We start from the raw sequence: 19,659 nt of genomic DNA, 5'->3' as shown, positions 1-19,659 counted from the left end.
CTGCAAGGATCTAGGGGTAGAGCATGAGCTTATCCCCTACAAAACGCCCAATAAGAATGCTCATATCGAGTCCTTTCACAGCATCCTGGAGGAGGAATGCCTGGCACGGTACGAATTTAATAGTTTCAGGGAGGCCTATGAGGTGATATATAAGTTTATGGACTACTATAACAATGTCCGTATCCACTCGAAGATTGGTTATTTAACTCCATCGGGATATTATGATGCTTTTCAGCGTAATTTTGTAAAAGCCTTACCAATTTGTGCCTGATGTCCAATGTTAGGGGGTCAGCCCGTATTGTTCTATCTCCTGGCGTAACTTTTCTTCTTCTTTGACCATGTAGCCATAACTCATGGAACTATGTTTGGAGGCATTAGCCTTGATCTTGGTACCATCTACAGCAACATGATCCAGCTTAACCAGCCCGACTTTTTGGGCTAATTGAATTGTCTGCTGGAAAATTTCTCCCACCGCTTCATGGTGACGTCGCCTGAAGGCCGCGATAGTCCAGAAATTGGGTTGCTGGTTGGCCGACAAAAACCTGAAGCCTATGTCTTCGTACAAAGCTCTTTCGATCTTCCTTGAGGACCTGATACCCCGCCAGTACCCACAAAACAGGACCTTCACCATCATATAGGGATTATAGGGAGGGTTGCCCCTCAGCTCACTATAATCACCTATGATGGGTGATAGGTCGAGTTGTCCTACCACCTCGTCTATAAAATGTGCAGGGTGTTCTGGCGGCAGCCAATCCTTTAGCGAAGGAGGTAATAACAACAGCTGTTCCGGATTGTAATCTATAAACTTCTTCCTCATACTTTATTGTTTCGACACCACTTCATTAAATTCCTGGTTTCTTCGAAAGTTTTTATGCGTTAATTATTCACACAGGCTGCTAGTGCTTTTGGAGACTGCTCCCCGGGCCTGGCGGCAACCGCTTACACACGGGTCGCACGCCCTTTAGAGGTTCTCCCTTCAGCAAGGAGCTGCGCACCAATCTCTTAAGGGTCGGTGCTCATCAGGAAGGTTGCTGTTACGTCAGGTTCCCAAGGATACCCCAATTTTGCTTCGCTATTTCCCCGGGAAAGGAGGTGTTTTTGCTATGGGAAAAACCCTTTTTGTCGGTATCGATATAGGGTCCGACACAAATGTGGTCCGCAACCTTAATGATACCGGTGAAGATGTCTGCGATTTCAGCGTTTCCAACGACCTCCCTGGGGCTGAAAGGCTTGTGGAAAGGATTGTTGCTGAAGCTGAGCTTATTGATGCTGATAAGGTTAAGATTGGCATGGAGACCACTAACCTGTATTGGTGGCACCTTTCCCAGACCCTACATGAGGCTCCTGAATTAACTGCTTTTGATGCTGAAATACCGGTGATTAACCAAGGTAATCGATGGTTTTAAGCGTATCTACCCGGATATGGCTAAGACCGACGCCTTGGATGCCCGGGTTATTGCTGATTGCTTGCGGTTTGGATGGGTACGTCCAACACCCCTTCTTATATGACCTATGCTCCTTTGTAACGGCTAACCCGGTTTCGCTATCATATGGTCACTAACCTTACCCGCGAGAAGAACAGGGCCCTCAATCTGATATTCCTTAAGTTCTCTACCTACCAGAAGGAATGCCCCTTCTCCGATTTGTTCGGGCAGGCCTCCCGGGCTGTCGTTGGCAAACTGACCCCTGATGAGATAGCTAATATGCCGGTGGAAGAACTGGTCGACCTGATGCTACAACACGGTAATAACCGCTTGAAGGATGTCCCGGAGATGGCCAGGGTAATTAAACAGGCGGCCCGCAATTCCTACTGTTTAAACCCTAAAATGCGGAATGCTGTCGATATTACCCTGGCCATGTCCCTGGAGACGATCCGGTTCTTTGAAAGCCAGCAGAAGAAAATCGATCAGGTCATTGCTAAAGAACTAAAAGCCATTCCTCAAACGCTAGACACTGTTCCTGGTATAGGGCCTGTTTATACTGCCGGCATAGTAGCGGAAATAGGTGACATCTCCAGGTTTAAGAACCACATTGCCCTTGCTAAATTCGCGGGCCTGACCTGGCGGCAGCATCAGTCCAGCAAGTTTACTGCGGAGGATATTCCCCTCACCAGGTCCGGTAATTATTACTTACGGTACTACCTCATTGAAGCGGCTAATTCTGTCCGGGTGCGGGAGCCGGAATACTACTTTGAAGTGGAAGAGGAGGATAATCCGGAGGACCATAAGCAGCACCTTCGGCGTAAAGGCAACTCCAAGGACCACCGTCCGGATTTACCCCAGGTGGTAATCGGCCTGGCTGTCACCAGGGAGGGCCTGCCGGTGCGCTGCTGGGTCTGGCCGGGTAACACCGCCGACATGGCGGTAATCGAGCAAGTCAAAAAGGACCTGGTGGGCTGGCAACTGGGTGGGTCATCACCGTTGTTGACCGCGGCTTTGCTTCGGAAGATAATCTCCGTTACCTCCAGCGCGCCGGCGGCCACTACATTGCCGGCGAAAAGATGCGCAGCGGCAAGAATACGGTGGCAGAGGCCCTGGCCCGGCCGGGCAGTTACAAAACTGTCAAGGATAACCTTGAAGTTAAAGAAGTTATCGTCGGCGACGGCGAAAAAAGGGTACGATATATCCTGGTACGCAACCCTAAAGAAGCAGAAAAAGACAGACTGGAGCGGGAGAAAATCCTGGCCCGCCTCAAGGAAGAATTAGCGGCCATTGGGGACCTCAAAGGCGAACCCCATACTAAAGCCTGCTGCCAGCTCATTGCCCATCCCACTTATGGCCGCTATCTCAAGACCGGCAAGAAAGGGCAACCGTATATCGACGCGGTCAAAGTGAAAGCTGAAGAGAAGCTGGACGGCAAATACCTGTTAAGAACCTCAGACGATACCATAAGTGCTGAAGACGTGGCCCTCGGCTACAAGCAACTGCTTGAGGTAGAAGACGCCTTCCGCACCATGAAGCAGTCCTTAGAGCTACGGCCGGTCTATCATCGCCTGAGCGACCGCATCCATGCCCACGTCCTCCTGTGTTGGCTGGGACTGCTCCTAATCCGGGTAGCTGAAACGAAAGTGCAGGATAGCTGGCGGAACATCCGCCAGATCCTGGAACGCATGCACCTGGGCGAATTTGTTGGTCCTGAGGGCAGGGTACTCCAAAGGACGGAAACAACCCCACCCCAGCAGCATATCTTTAAGGCCCTTGGTATAAAGGAACCGCCCCAGATCATCGCGGTTGAAACAAAAGGCCAGAAAGGGTCCCTAGTAACACGCGTCCAAAAAGCCGATCCCTAAAACCCTTGCGCAACAAGCTGTTGCGCTTATTGTTCACCTAGCAACTGTCGAACTCGGGTTAATGTGCTAATGTGCAAATCCCGGAAAGTAGGAGACCATAATTTGCTAATCTTGCTGATTTTGCCTGCTATGTGGGTTATTGTGAAAAATGGTGGTTAGTTTAATGTGCTAAATGACACTCATTTTTATTCTGATACAACCCCATCCCTAGCGTGCAAGGTCAACTCTATCGTGACAAGTTCGCATACAACGGCAGATGACTAATTATTAGGGGTTACTGCGGCGCCGGATTTCTACGGCGGCGTAATTGAAGGTCCCAGGCAGGGGTGCCCGGGGCTTTTTTACCCGCACCAGCACTTCTTCCACCGGGAAACAGGTGAGGATTTTTTGAGCTATGGCCTCTGCCAAGGCTTCCAGGAGTTTAAAGCGCTGCCCCGTGACGGTCTCCCGGATTAGGTGATAAACCGCATCGTAATTAACCGTGGCCTGCAGGTCATCAGCCTGCCCGGCCGGGGCGAGGTCCAGGAAGAGCTCGGCATCGACGATGAAGGGTTGGCCGAGCTCTTCCTCGGCAGGGTGGCAGCCGTGGAAGGCATAGAATTCCAGCCCGTCCAGGATTATTTTATCCTTACTCATAACGTCCTCCCTGATGGCAGGTTTTTCACCACTTATTTGCCCCGGATCAGCGCCATGGCCTCCGCCCGGGCGGCCTGGTCACGGCGGAAAAGGCCGCGGACGGCGGAGGTGATGGTTAGATGGCCGGGCTTTTTGACCCCGCGCATGCTCATGCATAAATGCTCGGCTTCAATGACGACTACCACGCCGTAGGGGTCCAGCTTCTCCATGATAATATCGGCGATTTGCGATGTTAAACGTTCCTGGACCTGGGGCCGCCGGGCGGCGATATCCACTACCCGCGCCAGCTTGCTCAGGCCCGTGATTTTGCCCCGCGGTATATAGGCCACATGGGCCTTCCCCAGGAAGGGGAGAAAATGGTGTTCGCAGACGGAATAGAGGGGGATATCCTTGACCAGCACCATTTCCTCATGGTGCTCATCAAAGACGACCGTCAATTCTTCCCCCGGGTCGCGGTCGATACCGGCGAAGATCTCGGCATACATATCGGCAATACGGCGCGGCGTTTCCCTCAAGCCCTCCCGCTCCGGGTCTTCCCCTACAGCCTCAATAAGCATCCTTACCGCCTGGCGGATTTTTTCTTTATCCATGATCTTTCCTCCCCGGCGATTTACCGCTGTTTTTTGTCATTAAAACATATATCTTACGGCCAGTCAATTGAACTTAGAAGGAAAATGGCTTTCAAAAGCGAAATATGTTTCATCCAGGAGAATGCGGGGGTGGAAATATGACCATCACGGCTACCTATACCGAACAATTGCGTTTTTTGGGTATTGGTGAGGCGGAACTGGCCCTGATGCACGCGGAAAGAGATATCTTTATGAAAGAAGCTGATACTGTAGTTAAAAACTTTTATGACCAGCTTGTCCAGTATCCTTACCTTGATGCTATGATAAAAAACCACAGCACGATAGAGCGACTATCCCAGACACAGAAGGCCTATTTTATCAGCCTTACCTCCCCGGCCATAGATGAAGAATATATATCCTGGCGCCTGCGCATTGGCAAGAAACACCAGGAAATCGGCCTCTATCCCAAGTGGTACCTGGGGTCCTATCGCCTTTACTTCAGTGAGCTTCACCGCATTATCTGGCACTACCATGGTGATGATCCTGATTTGGCCCTGCGCTTGCTGGAGGCTTTTACCAAAAGGCTTGTCTTTGACATGCAGCTGGCCATTGAAAGCTATATTATTGACCAGCTCCAGCACCTGACCCGTTTCCATGATGAAATCGCTGCCGTAGCCAGGATTATCGGCGATATTGCCGAGCAGACGAAGATTCTATCCCTCAATGCTTCCATCGAAGCGGCCCGGGCCGGGGAGCACGGCCGCACCTTCTCGGTGGTGGCCCAGGCGGTACGGGACCTGGCGGCCCGGACTTCCCAGTCGGCTAAAGATATCACCCAGAAGGTCCAGGAAAACCACCGGGTCCTGGCCAGAATGCAGCAAACGGGGAAGTGATCAAAAACATTGGCCCATGAGGATTTACAGGCTTACCTTGCCTATCTGGAACAAAAAGGGATGCTCCACCGGGTGAAGGTAGAAGTCGACCCGGTCCTGGAAATTGCTGCCGTAGCCGACCGGGTGGTGAAAAAAGGGGGGCCGGCCCTGCTCTTTGAACGGGTTAAGGGTTCCCCTTTGCCTGTAGCCACCAATCTTTTCGGTAGTGTGGAGCTGGTGAAAGCGGCCCTGCAGATTGCCGACCTTGAGGAACCGGCCGGTAGGTTAAGGGCTTTACTTGATTTACCTGCGACGGCCGGCGGCTGGCTGGAAAAACTAAAACACCTGCCGCGCCTGGCCGAGCTGGGCCGTTTTCTTCCGCGCCGGGTCAAAACCGCCCCCTGCCAGGAGGTACGGGTTGAGCCTCCTTCCCTGGCGGAACTGCCGGTACTGCAGCTCTGGCCGGAAGACGGCGGCCGCTTTATTACCCTGCCCCTGGTTTTCACCCACGACCCGGTTACCGGCCGCCGCAACGTAGGCATGTACCGCATGCAGGTATTTGATGACCGCACCACCGGCATGCACTGGCAGGTCCACAAGGACGGGGCGGAACACCTGCGCAAGAGTGGTGACCGCCTGGAAGTAGCCGTAGCCCTGGGGGCCGACCCGGCCGTGATTTATGCCGCTACTGCCCCCCTGCCCCCGGGATTTGATGAAATGCTTTTCGCCGGGTTCTTACGCCGGGAACCGGTGGAGATGGTCCCGGCCTTAACGGTGAATGTCGAAGTGCCGGCCCGGGCGGAAATCATCTTGGAAGGTTATGTGGACGTCCGCGAAAGGCGCCTGGAAGGCCCCTTCGGCGACCATACGGGTTACTACTCGCCGGCCGACTATTACCCGGTTTTTCACCTGACTTGTCTGACCAGGCGGCGCCAGGCCGTTTACCCGGCCACGGTGGTGGGGCCGCCGCCCATGGAAGATGTCTATTTAGGCAAGGTAACGGAACGGCTCTTTTTGCCCCTGATCCAGCTCCAGCTGCCGGAGGTTGTGGACATTAACTTCCCGGCCGAGGGGGTATTCCACAACTGCGTTATCGTCTCCATCCGCAAGAGCTATCCCGGCCAGGCGCGCAAGGTCATGCACGCCCTCTGGGGCATGGGGCAGATGATGTTTACCAGGCTGGTCATCGTCGTTGACGACGATGTAAATGTGCATGATCCTGGTGAAGTGCGCTGGCGGGTCCTGGGTAACATCGAGCCCCGGCGGGATGTGGTAATCGTGGACGGGCCGGTGGACGCCCTCGATCATGCCTCGGCCTATACGGGTTACGGTAGCAAGATGGGCCTGGACGCCACCCGGAAACTGCCGGAGGAAGGGTACCCGCGGCCCTGGCCCCGGGAAGCGCGCATGAGCCGGGAGATTCTGGAACTAATTGACAGGAAGTGGCGTGAATATGGCCTGCCGTAAGTTAAAGATCTTCCTGGAAATGATCAAGTTTGAGCATACCATTTTTGCCCTCCCCTTTGCTTACCTGGGGGCTTTCCTGGCGGCCGGCGGCCGGCCGGCCCTGGCCCAGCTCAGCTGGATCACCCTGGCCATGATCGGGGCGCGGACGGCAGCCATGTCGTTAAACCGCCTCATTGACCGCCATATTGATGCCTTGAACCCGCGCACGGCCGGGCGGGCCCTGCCCCGGGGGCTTTTATCTGCCGCCGAAGTATGGCTGTATACTGTCCTTTCCTTTGGCCTTTTGTTTTACGCGGCTATGCAGCTCAACCGGCTTTGCGTGCAGCTGTTGCCCATTGCCGTTTTTGTCCTGGTGATCTACTCCTATACCAAACGCTGGACCTGGGCCTGCCATCTGGTCCTGGGTCTGGCCGATGCCCTGGCCCCCGTGGGGGCCTGGGTGGCCGTGCGGGCGGCCATTGACCTGCCGGCCGTAGTCTTAGGCCTGGGCATGGGGAGCTGGGTAGCGGGGTTTGATATTATCTACGCCTGCCAGGATTACGATTTTGACCGGCGTTACGGCATTCACTCTATACCGGCCCGTTTTGGCAAGGCCAGGGCCCTGATCATAGCCCGCTACCTGCACGCCCTGGCCATCTTGATGCTGGCCCTGGTGGGCTTGCTCCTGCACCTGGGCTTAATCTATTTCCTGGGGGTATTACTGGCGGCCGTAATCTTAATCTATGAGCACCGTTTAGTTTCCCCGGAAGACCTCTCACGCTTAAATTTGGCCTTCTTAAACTTGAATGGCTATTTAAGCGTACTCATGTTTGTCTTTACCTTCCTGGCGTTAACCTGGCGCTGAAAGGAAGCTGGAAAAAGGAGTGAAAAAATGGGCGGGAAACGCTTGGTCTTCTTTTTGCTTATCCTGTTCCTGGCTTTGATGGCAGCCGGCTGCAAGGCACCGGCAGGTAAGGGTAAGGGAGAGGAAAGCCTGAAGCTGGGCCTAATCCCGGTGGAAGATAATTTCCCCTTTTTTGTAGCTGAGCAGGAAGGCCTTTTTGCCAAAGCCGGGCTGAAGGTCGAGTTAGTACCCTTCAACAGTGCCCGGGACCGCGACCTGGCCCTGCAGGCTAAAAACATCGACGGTGAAGCGGCGGACATTGTGGCCACGGCCCTCCTGCGGAAAGGCGGGACGCCGGTCAAAATCGTCTCCCTGACCATGGGGGCAACACCGTCCGAAGGACGCTTTGCCCTGGTCGCCCGGCCTGGTTCCGCTGTCAGCCGCCCAGAACAGCTCAAGGGAGCAACCATGGGTATTTCGGAAAATACCATCATTGAATATGTCGCCGACAGGCTCCTGCAGGGCGCGGGGGTAGAACCCGGCAGCGTGCAGAAGGTGGCCGTGCCCCAGATCCCGGAACGCCTGCAGCTGCTCCTGGGGGGCCGGCTGGAAACAGCCCTCTTGCCCGATCCCTTTGCCACCCTGGCCGAGAAAAAGGGCGGCCGGGTCATCCTAGACGATACGAAAATTAACCGCAATTTGTCCCAGGTGGTCCTTATCTTCCGGGAAGAAACCATCAAAGAAAAAGCGACAGCCATCAAGAAGCTGCTGCAGGTTTATGCCGAGGCGGCCGGCCTGGTAAGCAGCCAGCCGGATAAGTACCGGGAGCTGTTTATTACCAGGGCCAGGATTCCCGCAGAGCTCAAGGATACGTACTTGTCGCCTAAATTTTCACCGCCCCAGGTACCCGGAAAAACCGAAGTGGCCGATGTCCAGGAATGGATGGTGGCTAAAAAATTACTACCGGCGGCGTACAGCTACGAAGAACTGGTGGACCCCACCTTTGTCCCTGGCGGCAGGGAGAATAAGTGATCCGGGTTTTTAATCTTGATTACACCTATTACACCGGCGGGGGGGCCGTACCGGCGCTGGTTAACATTAACCTCACCGTGCCGGCGGGGCAGACCTGTGTCCTCATAGGCCCTTCAGGTTGCGGAAAAACAACCCTGCTCTACCTGCTGGCCGGTCTTCTGCAGCCGGCCAGGGGGGAAATATGGATCGGGGAGGAAAGAATAACAAAGCCGCGCCAGCGGACGGCGATTATTCTCCAGGATTACGGCCTCTTACCCTGGAAAACGGTGTGGGAAAACGCGGCCCTGGGCCTGGCCCTGCGGAAGTTCACCGCCCGCCAGCAGCAGGAGCGCCTGCAGCCTTTGCTGGCCGGCCTGGGGCTGGCCGGACTGGAGAAGCGTTACCCGGCCCAGCTGAGCGGGGGACAGAAACAACGGGTGGCCATTGCCAGGGCCCTTTCCCTGGAACCGGACGTCCTGTTAATGGACGAGCCCTTTTCGGCCCTGGATGCCCTGACCCGGGAGAGTTTACAGCAAATCCTGGTAGAAATACAAAACCAGCGCCGGCTGACTACCGTGCTGGTTACCCATAACATCGAGGAAGCCGTTTTCCTGGGGCAGCAAATTATTGTCCTGACAGGGGCGCCGGGACAGGTAAAGGCGGTCCTGGCCAACCCGGGGGCAGGAAGCGGGGACTACCGCTTTACCAGCAAGTTCCATCACCTCTGCTCCCGGGTGCGCCAGCTCCTGCAAGAGTAAGCATCTCGCAGTGCCCCGCCCTCGCTCCGGCTTTGCCAAGGCCGCTTCGCCGCTCGGTAGAAGCTCGCTCCAAACAAAAGCCATCCTTTTAGCGCAGCAATCTTTTACGGAGGTGCGCCCAGCTGTCATGCGCGACTCCCGCCAAGCCCTGTCCTATATTTTGTCTATCCTTTTTTTATTTAGCCTCTGGTGGCTTGTGGCCGTATGGATCAACAACCCGGGCCTGCCGGGTCCTTTACCGGCCCTCCGGAGCCTGGTTAAGGTGGGGTGGCCGGAACTGGCCCGGCACCTTTATATCAGCACCTACCGGGTGCTGGGGAGCCTGGCCCTGGCCCTTATAATAGCTGTACCTTTAGGCCTCTGGGCCGGCCGCCACCCGGCTTTTGATTCCTTCCTGGCGCCCCTGGTCTATTTGCTTTACCCGGTTCCCAAGGTGGCCCTGTTACCTGTAGCCATGGTCCTCTTGGGCATTGGTGACGCCACCAGGATGCTGGTCATTTTCCTGGTCATTGTCAACCAGATCCTGATTACGACCCGGGACGCAGCGCGGCAGATCCCTCACCAGCTGCTGCTGTCCGTTGCTTCCCTGGGGGCTGGGAAAATCAGCCTCTACCGCCAGGTAATTTTACCTGCCTGTTTGCCAGAGATCATTACTGCCAGCCGCATTTCCCTGGGCAGCGCCATTTCCGTTCTTTTTTTAAGTGAAACCATTGCTGGCAACAGCGGCCTGGGCTATTTTATCCTTGACGGCTTGTTCCGGGCCGATTACGGCGCCATGTTTGCCGGGATCCTGGCTATGGCCGGCATGGGGCTGGTGCTGTATATTTTGCTTAATTTCCTGGAATATCTCCTGTGTCCCTGGCAGCGGCTGTAATCAGCATTGCGGGGCCGGCAGGGGAGGCAAAGCTTCGGCGTAATTATGGTTGTAGAGCCAGGCGAAGGGCGGCAGCAGTATAAAAGGAGCCTTCTTCCTGCCCGGCACCTGCCGGGCGGGCCAGGCGCCGGGCATCCTGGACTACTTGCCAGGCGGGGTCGTCCAGGACCGTCTCCCCGGCGGCGATAATCTTTACCGCCTGTTCAATAATGTCTGGTTCGAGGCCAACCCTGGTCATGATCTCCCGGGCCAGGGCAGCGCTGCCTGCCTTTTCTCCGCCCGCACCCAGGTCATAGAAGAGGCAGGCCGCGATGGCCACCAGGGGTTGCACGCCTTCTTCCCGGGCTATTTTTTCGGCAAAGCCGGCGGCCTTTAAGGCCAGGTTGAGCAATTCCCGCTGGTGGAAGAGATTTTTCCGGGCTTCCACTTCCAGCTTATCGCGGATTACCCGGGGCTGGTGCTGGTAAACGGCGGCCATTTCTCCCAGGCACTTGCTGGCGTAGGAACACCAGGCGGCACAGCCGGGGTCAAAGCGGGGGTTGGTTACCAGCTTGCGGCAGTGGGGGCAGCGTAAGTTGACATCGTCTTTCCAGAACTCAATCAGGCCGCCGCAGTGGGGGCAGGGTTCCTCGAAAATATCGTCAGGCTTCCAGTAGCGCCGGTCCTGGCCGGGGCAGCGTCCCAGGCTCATTTTTAGGTCCCCCCTTCAAAAATGTTACCTGCATACTAATACACAGGCTTCCAGGCTGCTATGATGGAGATCACATAGAAAGGGGATTTACCAGGATAAATGCCACCTGCAGAGATAGTGAAAAAAATTTCTCTCCTGATTATTACCAGCTTGCTCTTTCTTTTTGCCGGAGCAGTACCCGCACCGGCCGCAGAGACCGCCGGCCCTCCCGAGCTTACGGCAGCGGCAGCAGTGCTGATGGATACAGCTACGGGAAAGGTGCTCTTCGCTAAAAATCCCGACGAACGCAAGGCCCCGGCCAGTACCACCAAAATCCTCACCGCCATGATTGCCCTGGAAAAGGGCCATTTAGATGATGTGATTACTGTTGGACCCAACCCGCCCCGGGTGGACGGTACCCGGGTCTACCTGGTGGAAGGGGAGAAAGTCACCCTGGAGAACCTGCTTTACGGCATGCTCCTTAACTCCGGTAACGATGCCGCCCTGGCTATAGCCGAACATTATGGTGGTTCTATGGAAGGCTTTGCCCGGCTGATGAATGAAAAGGCCGCGTCCTTGGGCGCCTTAAATTCCCACTTTGTCACGCCCAATGGCCTGTCAGACCCTAACCATTATACCACGGCCCGGGACCTGGCCATCATTGCCCGGGCCGCCATGCAGGATGAAACCTTTCGCCGCATAGTAGCTACCAGAACCCGGCCCTGGCACGGCCAGGAATGGGAAACAACCCTGGTCAACCAGAACAAACTCCTCTGGAACTATGAAGGTGCCGACGGCGTCAAAAACGGGTATACTTCCGAGGCCCGCTTTACCCTGGTAGGCTCGGCCACCCGGCAGGGGCAGAGTTTTATTGCCGTTGTTCTGGACGAGCCCGGTGCCCGGGCGGCCGAGCAGGACGTGGCCGCTCTCCTGGACTACGGCTTTAAGGAGTTCCGTTCTTTTCAACTGGTCCGGCAGGGTGAGATAGTAGCCGTAATTGACCCGGGCAACGGGAAAAAGATAGAACTGGCCGCGGCCGGTGACCTGGCTGTAGTCCGCAAAAATGATAATAGTAGTCCCCCCGCCGGGCAGCTGCAATTATCTCCCCTCAAAGGGCCTCTATCCGCTGGTACCCGCGTAGGGGAGATGGTTTTCCGGCAGGATGGGGAAATAGTAGGCCGCGTGGACGTAATTAACCGCCAGCCCATCCCAGCCCGGCCCCTCAGTCTCAGTGACTGGTGGCTACGGTTGAGCCTGGCGCTGGGGGCCTTCTTCCTTTTATACCGCCAGGCGCAGGTTAAGCGGCAGCGCCAGCGGGTTTTCCGGAGCCGGGTTTTCAGCGATTACCCTTGAGTCCACTAAGGCCACCCAGGCCGCAGCCAGCCCCCGCCGGTCGTGCAGCTACCCGGCTATATCAGGAGAGGAAGCCGCTTCTACCACGGGTAGCCAGGGGAATACCTAAGGCCCTGGCCGTGACCGGGTCCAGGGCAACCAAATCGGTCTTGTTGACCTGCCGGACGGATTTCTTGCCCAGGGCCCGCACTCCTTCCGTGATCTCGGCGTTACAGGCCCTTAAGAAATTGGCCAGGTTATGGGCCGCCTTGTCTACATCCAGCCGGTCCTGATAACGCCCCTGGGCAAAGACTACCTGGACCGGAGGTTCCCAGGGCATGGCTTTCAAGACCTGGGTGTGGGTGAGGGCGAAAAGGGCGATAGTACCGATATATACGGCGTCGGCCCCCAGGGCCAGGATTTTTAAAAAGTCGCCCGGGGTAACCAGCCCGCCGCCGGCGATGAGGCTTACCCTGTCTTTTACCCCTTGTTTTTTTAGAAAAGTGGCCGCGCGGTTGACGGCATAGACCGTGGGCACGCCAAAGTCATCCTGGATGATGGGCGGTGAGCCCTTGCTAGCCGCCCCGGCTCCATCTATGGCAATAAAGTCGACACCTGCTTCCAGGAGGATGGCCAGGTCCTTCTCCAGGTCATTACCGGCACTGATTTTAGCGCCAATGGGAACGCCCCCGGTCAGGTGGCGTAACCTGGCGACGAGGGGCGGCAGGTCTTTTTGCGGATCTTTGATACCGGGCATACGGGCATGAGTTACAGCCGCCTGGCCGGGCTTGAGCCCGAGAAGGTGACGGCCTTTGGGAGGAATCTCGTCATAATTGGTGCTGTGGCCCAGCCCGCCTCTGGCTGCCTGGCCAAACTGGATTTCCACCATGTCGGCCTGTTTGAGTATGCGGGGGTTATGATTCCAGCCGCCGCGGTTGTACTGGACGATGAGGTGCCTGGCAGCCTGCCTCTCGGAAGGCAAGAAAGGCCCTTCCCCGGTATTGGTGGCGGTACCGGCCAGGCTGGCTCCCCTGGCCAGGGCTATCTTGGCCTTTTCGCTTAAGGCCAGCCCGTAGGCCATGCCGGATACGATAATCGGCATGCTTATTTTAAGGGGCCTGGCGGCCTGCGGCCCCAGGGTTACCTTTGTATCAACGGGAACGTTTTCCTCAACAGGCAGCCTGGCCAGCTGCGCCAGGTTAAAGACGAGGCCGCCCGTACCGGGGGGACGCCAGGGGCTGCCGAAAGGCCGCTGGAGAAGCTGCCCCTGATGGGCACGTAAATTAGTTTCAACAATTTTCTGGAGGCCGGTACGTGTTGAGGCCGAGACAAACTCCCAGAAATTCTCTTCATAGGGATCGGTCATCACGGTTTTAAGAAAAGAATCGTGAAAGCGGTTCAGCAGGGGGCGGCTGAAAAGCCATAGCCCCAAAAGGGTCAGGCCGGCCGAACCCAGAGTCGCTTTCCAGAGATTGGTAGTCCCGGCTTTTTTATTTCCCATCTGGCTATCCGTTCCCTTGTGGACAATGTATTATCAGTATCTCCCTCAAGGCGAAAATTATATTCTCCGGTCATTACCGCGAGCTCGCTGCGGCGGAATAATATTGCCACCTGGAACTGGACAGACTAGGGCCAGGCAGGTGATAAAAACGAGCGCTGAAATTAAACGGGTTGTTTTTGAGCCGGCAGCCCTCAATTATCCCCTGGGTAAAAAACTATATCATGCTTTCCGTCAAAAAGGGCTCGAGATACACTTTACTCCATCCCACAACCGGGTAATTTGTGTCCCGGGTAAATCAGTTCAAGAAAGCTTCGTGGAAGCCAAACGAACCCTGGTGGTGGGGGTAAGACGAAGCAGGCATTTAGAAACCTGTAAACCTTCGGCCCACTACCAATTGCCCCTGGCTACCAGTTGCCCGGCAATGTGTGAGTACTGTTACCTGTTTACTCATTTTGGACGCAGGCCTTACCAGAGAATTTATGTAAATTTGAGTGAGATTCTGGAGCTGGCCGCGGAATATATTGAGCGCAGAAAACCAGAGGTTACGGTTTTTGAAGCGGCAGCTACTTCAGACCCCCTTCCGGTAGAAAAATATACCGGTAATCTGGCCCGTACCATTGAATTTATGGGTAATCAACCCCTGGGGCGCTTGCGCGTTGTCACCAAATTTACCGATGTTGCAAACCTTTTGGGATTAGACCACCGCGGTCATACCCGCTTTCGTTTTAGTATTAACGCCGCAAATATAATTAAGCGTTTTGAGCATGGTACGCCGCCGCTGGCAGAACGGCTGGCAGCAGCCCTTAAAATAGTAAAGGCCGGTTACCTTCCGGGTTTTATCATAGCCCCCATATTTTACCTGGACGGCTGGCAAGAGCAGTACCGTGCTCTTTTTCAAGAAATTGCCCGGCAACCTTTATTGGCAGAACATAATGACCTGACCCTGGAATTGATAACCCATCGCTTCACTAAAAAGGCGAAGACCACTATAGAAACTTTATTTCCTAAAACAGAATTACCTCTCGATGAAGAGAACCGTACTTTCAAATACGGCCAGTTCGGTTACGGTAAATATGTTTACCCCGCCAAAGTAAAAACAGAGATTGAGTCGTTTTTTAAAGAGATGGTAGCTGCCTATCTACCCCGGGCAGCTATAGAATATTTTATATAGCTAAGATTATCAGTTTACAAGGCGCGTATTTTTACTCCCCGGGCGAGTTCTTCGCCGGCTAAATTATAAAGCGTATCCAGGAGGGCTACCTGGAAGCTGGCCGGTCCCTGGCTGGCTGCCGCCGCCTTTTCAGCCGCCAGCCCATAATAGGCGAGGGCAGCGGTACTGGCCGTTACACCATCATCTTCCACGGCCCGGAAAGCGGCAATTATGGAGGTGGCAGAACAGCCGGTACCGGTAACAAGAGTCAGCAGAGGGTGCCCGTTGTCCACTGCTATTAAGCGTTCGCCGTCACTAATGTAATCGGTAGCTCCCGTAACCGCTACCACTGTATTTAAATCCCTAGCTACTTGCTTGACCATTTCTGCCACCTGGGCAGGAGCCCCTGCGGCATCTACTCCTTTTGTTTGCCCGCCAAAACCACCTATACTGGCTATTTCCGACGCATTGCCGCGCAGGATATCGATATACAGTTCCTTGATAATTTTTTGCGCCGTCCGGGTGCGGAAAGGCGTAGCCCCGGCTCCTACAGGATCGAAAACTACAGGGATGCCGGCCTTATTGGCTGCTTTACCTGCCAGGAGCATCGCTTCTACTACCTCTCCCGTCAAGGTTCCCATATTCAGTACTACCGCCTGGGCCAGGCGGGCCATATCAGCTACTTCTTCCCTGGCATAGGCCATGACTGGCGAGGCGCCGACCGCTAGCGTCACATTAGCCGTAAGATTGGTTACCACTAAATTGGTAATATGATGGACTAACGGCCGTTGTTCATATACCCTTTGCCGTCTCGCAGCCACCTGTTCTCCCCAGTTCATAATACCCTTCCTTTCAAGGAGCTTTGTTGAACTTTAGTATACCATAAAGTTCAAGTAATGGAACTATAAATGTATCCAGGTCAAGCCTCAAGGCAAAAAGAAATATGGCGGGGCGGTTTTTGAGGGGAAAATTTTTTAAGAAATTTTTTAAGGACAAAAGAGGAATCTTCGGAGAGATGTCGAATATTATTATTGCAATAACCTGTACGGACAGGGACGACATAGTATTAACAAAGAGGGTGACGACTTGTTTGAGCGGGATTCCCCGGTGCCTCTTTACCATCAGGTTGCTGATTATCTCAGGCAGCAGATTCAAAACAATATCTTAAAGCCGGGCGACCGAATACCTTCTGACTGGGAAATGGTAAAGGAATTTAAGATTAGCCGGCAGACAGCCAGGCAAGCTATTGCTGAGCTGGTTGCTGAGGGATGGGTTTTTCGGCGTTCAGGAAAAGGAACCTTTGTGGCCACTCCTAAAATAAGCAGCCAGTTAAGCACCATGATAGGCTTTTCGCAAAAAATGGCCCAACAAGGTTTTCGCGTGAGTACGCAGTTGATTTCTGCCGGGGTGGTCCCTGCAACAACCACGGTGGCAAGTAGTTTAAAGGTAGCCCCGGGAGAAAAAGTTATTGAGATTAAGCGCTTACGTCTGGTTGATGAACAGCCGGCGGTTTTACAGTGGTCCTATTTACCTTTCCCGCGATGTGCCGCCTTATTGGAAGTTGACCTAAGAGTGGAATCGTTGATTAAAACGCTGCATCAAAAATGCGGTATAAGGCTTGTGCGCTCAAGAGACACAGTACAACCAGTAGTAGCAAAAGGCATTGAAGCAAAGATTTTAGGGGTTAAGGAAGGAGAGCCGTTACTGGTCGTAGAAGGCGTACTTTACACCGAGGGCAACGAACCTATTCGATACGGTAAGGGACTATATCGTGGGGACATGTTCAAACTAACTGTTGAAAACTATGAAGTTCTTGGTCAAAGATCGAGCTCAGAGGCGACGTAGGAGGGGTATCCTTGTGCCTGAAGTTGTAACACTGGGAGAAACTTTAGCAGTCTTAGTAGCAACTTCCCCTGGCCCATTGCGTTATAGTACACATTTTGAATTGCGTACCGGTGGGGCTGAATCTACGTTTGCTGTTGGTATTGTGCGTTTGGGCCATAGTGCAGGTTGGATTAGCCGGTTAGGGGACGACGAGTTTGGCAAATTGATCCTTGCAATGATGCGGGGAGAAGGTGTCGATGTTTCACAAGTAAAGCTAGACTCTGAAGCTCCCACAGGAGTATTTTTCAAAGAACGCCGTGAAGGAGGGGAAAGCCGAAATTATTACTACCGGCAAAACTCAGCAGCCAGTAAAATGAAGCCCGAAGATATCGACCCGCAATACATATACGGTGCGAAATATTTACACTTGACAGGCATTACTCCTGCCCTTAGCCCTTCCTGCTTGGCAACAGTAGAGAGAGCCATGGATATTGCGAAAGAATGCGGTGTCTTAATTTCTTTTGACCCAAACCTTCGATTAAAACTATGGAAAAAGGAAAGAGCTATTCCTGTCCTTCTCAACCTAATTAGGAAAGCCGATATCCTTTTTCCTGGTATCGAGGAAGCCCAAATACTCCTTGGTGAAAACGAGCCCGAAAAGATCGTTGAGCGTTTTCTTGAGCTGGGTCCGGGTATTGTGGCTTTAAAGCTTGGTTCAAAAGGTGCGTTGGTTGCTAATGCGCACCAGGAAGTTTATGTACCGGCCTTTTCGGTGGAGCGCGTTGTGGACCCATTTGGTGCGGGGGACGCTTTTGCTGCAGGCTTAATAACAGGATTGCTTGAAGGATTAAGCTTGGAGGAAGCTGGAAGGATAGCTAATGCTATGGGTGCTCTGGCTTTAGGTGTTACTGGAAATATAGAGGCCCTCCCTTATCGCAACGAGCTGATCGCTTTTATGAAGGGTAACTCAACAATCATAAATCGATAGATTCACTTAATAAAGGAGGATTTTATTAATGCAAAAAAAACGTATCGAAGGAATTCTTCCAGCATTAGTAACGCCCTTTGACGCTGATGGGGAGGTGTACCTCGAAGGTCTAAGGCGCTATGTTGAACACTTAGTCGGCAAAGGAGTACATGGTCTTTTTGTCTGCGGGTCATATGGTTCAGGGCCTCTTATGACTCCCGAGCAGCGGATGCAAGTGGCAGAAACTGTGGCCGAAACAGTAAATGGGCGAATTAGTATTGTACTTCATATAGGGGCTGCAGATACCCAAACGACATTACGGTTATTGAAACATGCAGAAAGCCTGAAGGTTGATGCTGTTGCCGCTGTTACACCCTTCTATTATAGACACTTAAAGGGAGCTATTGTTAACCATTATAAACGGCTAATTGATGCTTCAAACCTACCTGTACTTGTTTATAACAACCCCAAGTACGCCCATTATGTGGTTACTCCTGAAGTTCTCTCAGAGTTGGCCGAATATGGCCTTGCTGGAGTTAAAGACAGCAGCGGCGATATTGCCCTTTTCTATAACTTTATGGGTGAGGTTAAAAAGCCAGGTTTTATATTCTTAATTGGCTCACAGACTCATTTGGTACCAGCTATGATAGGCGGCGCTTCAGGCTGTGTTTCAGGTCTGTCCAATGCGTTTCCGGAATTTATCATTCATATTTATGAGCTTTGCCGAAGGGGCGAATACGAAGAAGCGGCTAAATTACAGAAAAAGGCCAACGTGCTCAGGAAGGTTACTGGAGAGGGGATTCCTGTTCCTTTCTATCACGCCGTTATGCGTATGTTAGGAGTAGATATCGGTGTGCCAAAAGCACCGTTCGAACCCGTCTCGCAAGTAGAATACCAGCGTATCCAACAGGCGCTTGTCGAACATGGCATGCTAGATTCTTAGGTGCCTCCGAAAGAGGGGATGGAAATAGGTAGTAATTATTACAGGGAGGGGAAAATATTGAAGGGAAATTTAGAGATGTTTAGTCTTGAGGGTAAAACAGCAGTAATTACTGGAGGCGCTGGTGTTTTGGGTTCTGCCATTGCCAAAGGATTGGGAAGAGCTGGAGCTGAAGTTGCTGTATGCTATCATACCGTCAACGCAGATAAAGTGGTAAATGAGCTTAAAAAGGAAGGGATAAAAGCAGAAGGCTATTATATAGATATTATGGATATCGAGAAAATAAAAGCCTGTCGGGATGAGATAATCAGAGATTTTGGCAAAGTTGATATTTTGGTTAATGCAGCAGGTGGAAACATTAAAGAAGCAATTACCTCGGATAAAATTAAGTTTTTTGACCTTCCTCTTTCTGCTTTAAAGAAAGTGGTATGGCTTAATCTTTTTGGAGGAGCCATACTTCCTGCTCAGGTCTTTGGGGAAGTTATGGTGAAAAATAAAGAAGGGGGTTCCATTATAAATATATCCTCTATGAATGCTTTCCGTCCCCTTACCGGAAGACCTGGATATGCTGCAGCTAAAGCTGCAGTAAGCAATTTTACCCAGTGGCTGGCAGTCCATTTTGCTCAGGAATATAATAAAAAGTTAAGAGTTAATGCCATTGCTCCTGGCTTTTTCATAAATGATCGGAATCGCTCCGAACTCATAGACGAAGAAGGAAATCTTACTCTGCGAGGGAAGGCAATTATATCTCATACCCCTATGGGCAAATTTGGCGACCCTGAAGATCTAATCGGAGCATGTATCTGGCTTGCTTCTGATGCAGCAAAATTTGTAACTGGAATTATTGTACCAATTGATGGAGGATTTAATGCTTTTTCGGGAGTGTAATCAGATTATTTACGAAGCAAAAACCTTTATACACAAAAAAGTATTGTGCTGAAACAGGTTCAGAAATTCTGCTTCGAAAGGATCGATT

The 19,659-nt window shown here is 53.1% G+C and carries 19 protein-coding genes and 3 pseudogenes; 16 read left to right on the top strand and 6 right to left on the bottom strand.

Annotated elements, in window-relative coordinates:
* On the top strand, window positions 1-271 hold a 271-nt coding region (locus MOMUL_RS13425), incomplete at its 5' end, for an integrase core domain-containing protein (protein ID WP_153018361.1).
* Window positions 272-301: 30 nt separating this feature from the next.
* On the opposite strand, the pseudogene MOMUL_RS13420 reads toward MOMUL_RS13425, so the two are convergent.
* Window positions 302-817, bottom strand: a pseudogene (locus MOMUL_RS13420) (transposase); the annotation flags it as partial.
* A gap of 286 nt (window positions 818-1,103) precedes the next feature.
* Here MOMUL_RS13420 and MOMUL_RS15905 point away from each other — a divergent pair.
* From MOMUL_RS15905 to MOMUL_RS15410, 3 genes and pseudogenes are all read left to right on the top strand, one after another.
* Window positions 1,104-1,406 (top strand): IS110 family transposase, encoded by a 303-nt coding sequence (locus MOMUL_RS15905; protein ID WP_062285609.1) that lies wholly within the window; start codon window positions 1,104-1,106, stop codon window positions 1,404-1,406.
* 144 nt (window positions 1,407-1,550) lie between these two features.
* A pseudogene (locus MOMUL_RS17680) lies at window positions 1,551-2,162 on the top strand (transposase); the annotation flags it as partial.
* Between the two features lie 24 nt (window positions 2,163-2,186).
* A pseudogene (locus tag MOMUL_RS15410) lies at window positions 2,187-3,289 on the top strand (IS1634 family transposase); the annotation flags it as partial.
* A 267-nt stretch (window positions 3,290-3,556) separates the two neighbouring features.
* Here MOMUL_RS15410 and folB read toward each other — a convergent pair.
* Window positions 3,557-3,925 carry a dihydroneopterin aldolase gene (gene folB / locus MOMUL_RS13400; RefSeq protein ID WP_062285604.1) on the bottom strand — a complete coding sequence of 123 codons (369 nt, stop codon included), beginning with the start codon at window positions 3,923-3,925 and terminating at the stop codon, window positions 3,557-3,559.
* 32 nt (window positions 3,926-3,957) lie between these two features.
* The gene (folE, locus tag MOMUL_RS13395; RefSeq protein ID WP_054936221.1) at window positions 3,958-4,515 is read right to left on the bottom strand and encodes a GTP cyclohydrolase I FolE; all 558 of its coding nucleotides are present in this window, start codon (window positions 4,513-4,515) and stop codon (window positions 3,958-3,960) included.
* A gap of 137 nt (window positions 4,516-4,652) precedes the next feature.
* On the opposite strand from folE, the gene MOMUL_RS17675 reads away from it, so the two are divergent.
* The 6 genes from MOMUL_RS17675 (at window position 4,653) to MOMUL_RS13365 (ending at window position 10,299) form a co-directional block, all read left to right on the top strand.
* On the top strand, window positions 4,653-5,387 hold the full coding sequence (locus MOMUL_RS17675) for a globin-coupled sensor protein (protein ID WP_062285602.1): 735 nt from the start codon (window positions 4,653-4,655) through the stop codon (window positions 5,385-5,387).
* Between the two features lie 9 nt (window positions 5,388-5,396).
* Complete coding sequence (locus tag MOMUL_RS13385; protein ID WP_062285600.1) at window positions 5,397-6,833, top strand: menaquinone biosynthesis decarboxylase; 1,437 nt, start codon at window positions 5,397-5,399, stop codon at window positions 6,831-6,833.
* The gene (locus tag MOMUL_RS13380; protein WP_062285599.1) at window positions 6,820-7,677 is read left to right on the top strand and encodes a UbiA-like polyprenyltransferase; all 858 of its coding nucleotides are present in this window, start codon (window positions 6,820-6,822) and stop codon (window positions 7,675-7,677) included. Before MOMUL_RS13385 ends, MOMUL_RS13380 begins: the two co-directional genes overlap by 14 nt.
* Before the next feature lie 54 nt (window positions 7,678-7,731).
* A complete protein-coding gene (locus tag MOMUL_RS13375) occupies window positions 7,732-8,688 on the top strand; it encodes an ABC transporter substrate-binding protein (protein ID WP_236713120.1) in 957 nt (318 codons plus the stop codon).
* A complete protein-coding gene (locus MOMUL_RS13370) occupies window positions 8,685-9,425 on the top strand; it encodes an ABC transporter ATP-binding protein (RefSeq protein WP_062285595.1) in 741 nt (246 codons plus the stop codon). The genes MOMUL_RS13375 and MOMUL_RS13370 overlap by 4 nt, the downstream gene beginning before the upstream one ends.
* Before the next feature lie 127 nt (window positions 9,426-9,552).
* The gene (locus MOMUL_RS13365) at window positions 9,553-10,299 is read left to right on the top strand and encodes an ABC transporter permease (RefSeq protein ID WP_062285593.1); all 747 of its coding nucleotides are present in this window, start codon (window positions 9,553-9,555) and stop codon (window positions 10,297-10,299) included.
* Between the two features lie 43 nt (window positions 10,300-10,342).
* Here MOMUL_RS13365 and MOMUL_RS13360 read toward each other — a convergent pair whose 3' ends face one another.
* Entirely contained in the window at window positions 10,343-10,990 is a 648-nt protein-coding gene (locus tag MOMUL_RS13360; RefSeq protein ID WP_062285591.1) for an HD domain-containing protein, read from the bottom strand.
* A gap of 117 nt (window positions 10,991-11,107) precedes the next feature.
* Between MOMUL_RS13360 and MOMUL_RS13355 the strand changes: the two genes are divergently transcribed.
* Window positions 11,108-12,322 (top strand): D-alanyl-D-alanine carboxypeptidase family protein, encoded by a 1,215-nt coding sequence (locus tag MOMUL_RS13355; protein ID WP_062285590.1) that lies wholly within the window; start codon window positions 11,108-11,110, stop codon window positions 12,320-12,322.
* Window positions 12,323-12,383: 61 nt separating this feature from the next.
* Here the strand turns inward: MOMUL_RS13355 and MOMUL_RS13350 are convergent, their stop codons facing one another.
* On the bottom strand, window positions 12,384-13,802 hold the full coding sequence (locus MOMUL_RS13350; protein WP_062285588.1) for an FMN-binding glutamate synthase family protein: 1,419 nt from the start codon (window positions 13,800-13,802) through the stop codon (window positions 12,384-12,386).
* 139 nt (window positions 13,803-13,941) lie between these two features.
* Between MOMUL_RS13350 and splB the strand changes: the two genes are divergently transcribed.
* Window positions 13,942-14,973, top strand: coding sequence for a spore photoproduct lyase (gene splB, locus MOMUL_RS13345; protein ID WP_062285586.1), 1,032 nt, complete (start codon window positions 13,942-13,944; stop codon window positions 14,971-14,973).
* A gap of 14 nt (window positions 14,974-14,987) precedes the next feature.
* Here the strand turns inward: splB and thiM are convergent, their stop codons facing one another.
* Window positions 14,988-15,791, bottom strand: coding sequence for a hydroxyethylthiazole kinase (thiM, locus tag MOMUL_RS13340; RefSeq protein WP_062285584.1), 804 nt, complete (start codon window positions 15,789-15,791; stop codon window positions 14,988-14,990).
* 247 nt (window positions 15,792-16,038) lie between these two features.
* Here thiM and MOMUL_RS13335 point away from each other — a divergent pair, with 247 nt between their 5' ends.
* Genes MOMUL_RS13335 through MOMUL_RS13320 form a run of 4 tightly spaced genes read left to right on the top strand, consistent with a single transcriptional unit; the run spans window position 16,039 to window position 19,571 of the window.
* On the top strand, window positions 16,039-16,797 hold the full coding sequence (locus MOMUL_RS13335; protein ID WP_062285582.1) for a GntR family transcriptional regulator: 759 nt from the start codon (window positions 16,039-16,041) through the stop codon (window positions 16,795-16,797).
* Window positions 16,798-16,810: 13 nt separating this feature from the next.
* A complete protein-coding gene (locus MOMUL_RS13330; RefSeq protein ID WP_084785661.1) occupies window positions 16,811-17,764 on the top strand; it encodes a sugar kinase in 954 nt (317 codons plus the stop codon).
* Window positions 17,765-17,792: 28 nt separating this feature from the next.
* Window positions 17,793-18,686 carry a dihydrodipicolinate synthase family protein gene (locus MOMUL_RS13325; RefSeq protein WP_062285578.1) on the top strand — a complete coding sequence of 298 codons (894 nt, stop codon included), beginning with the start codon at window positions 17,793-17,795 and terminating at the stop codon, window positions 18,684-18,686.
* 57 nt (window positions 18,687-18,743) lie between these two features.
* Window positions 18,744-19,571, top strand: a complete 828-nt coding sequence (locus MOMUL_RS13320) for an SDR family oxidoreductase (protein WP_153018411.1) — start codon at window positions 18,744-18,746, stop codon at window positions 19,569-19,571.
* The last annotated feature ends 88 nt before the right edge of the window (window positions 19,572-19,659 follow it).

The sequence above is a fragment of the Moorella mulderi DSM 14980 genome, from assembly GCF_001594015.1.
In the GTDB taxonomy this organism is placed as follows: Bacteria; Bacillota; DSM-521; order Neomoorellales; family Neomoorellaceae; genus Neomoorella; species Neomoorella mulderi.
The sequence above is the reverse complement of the archived record's forward strand: the minus strand, read 5'-3'. Positions and strand labels throughout refer to the sequence as shown.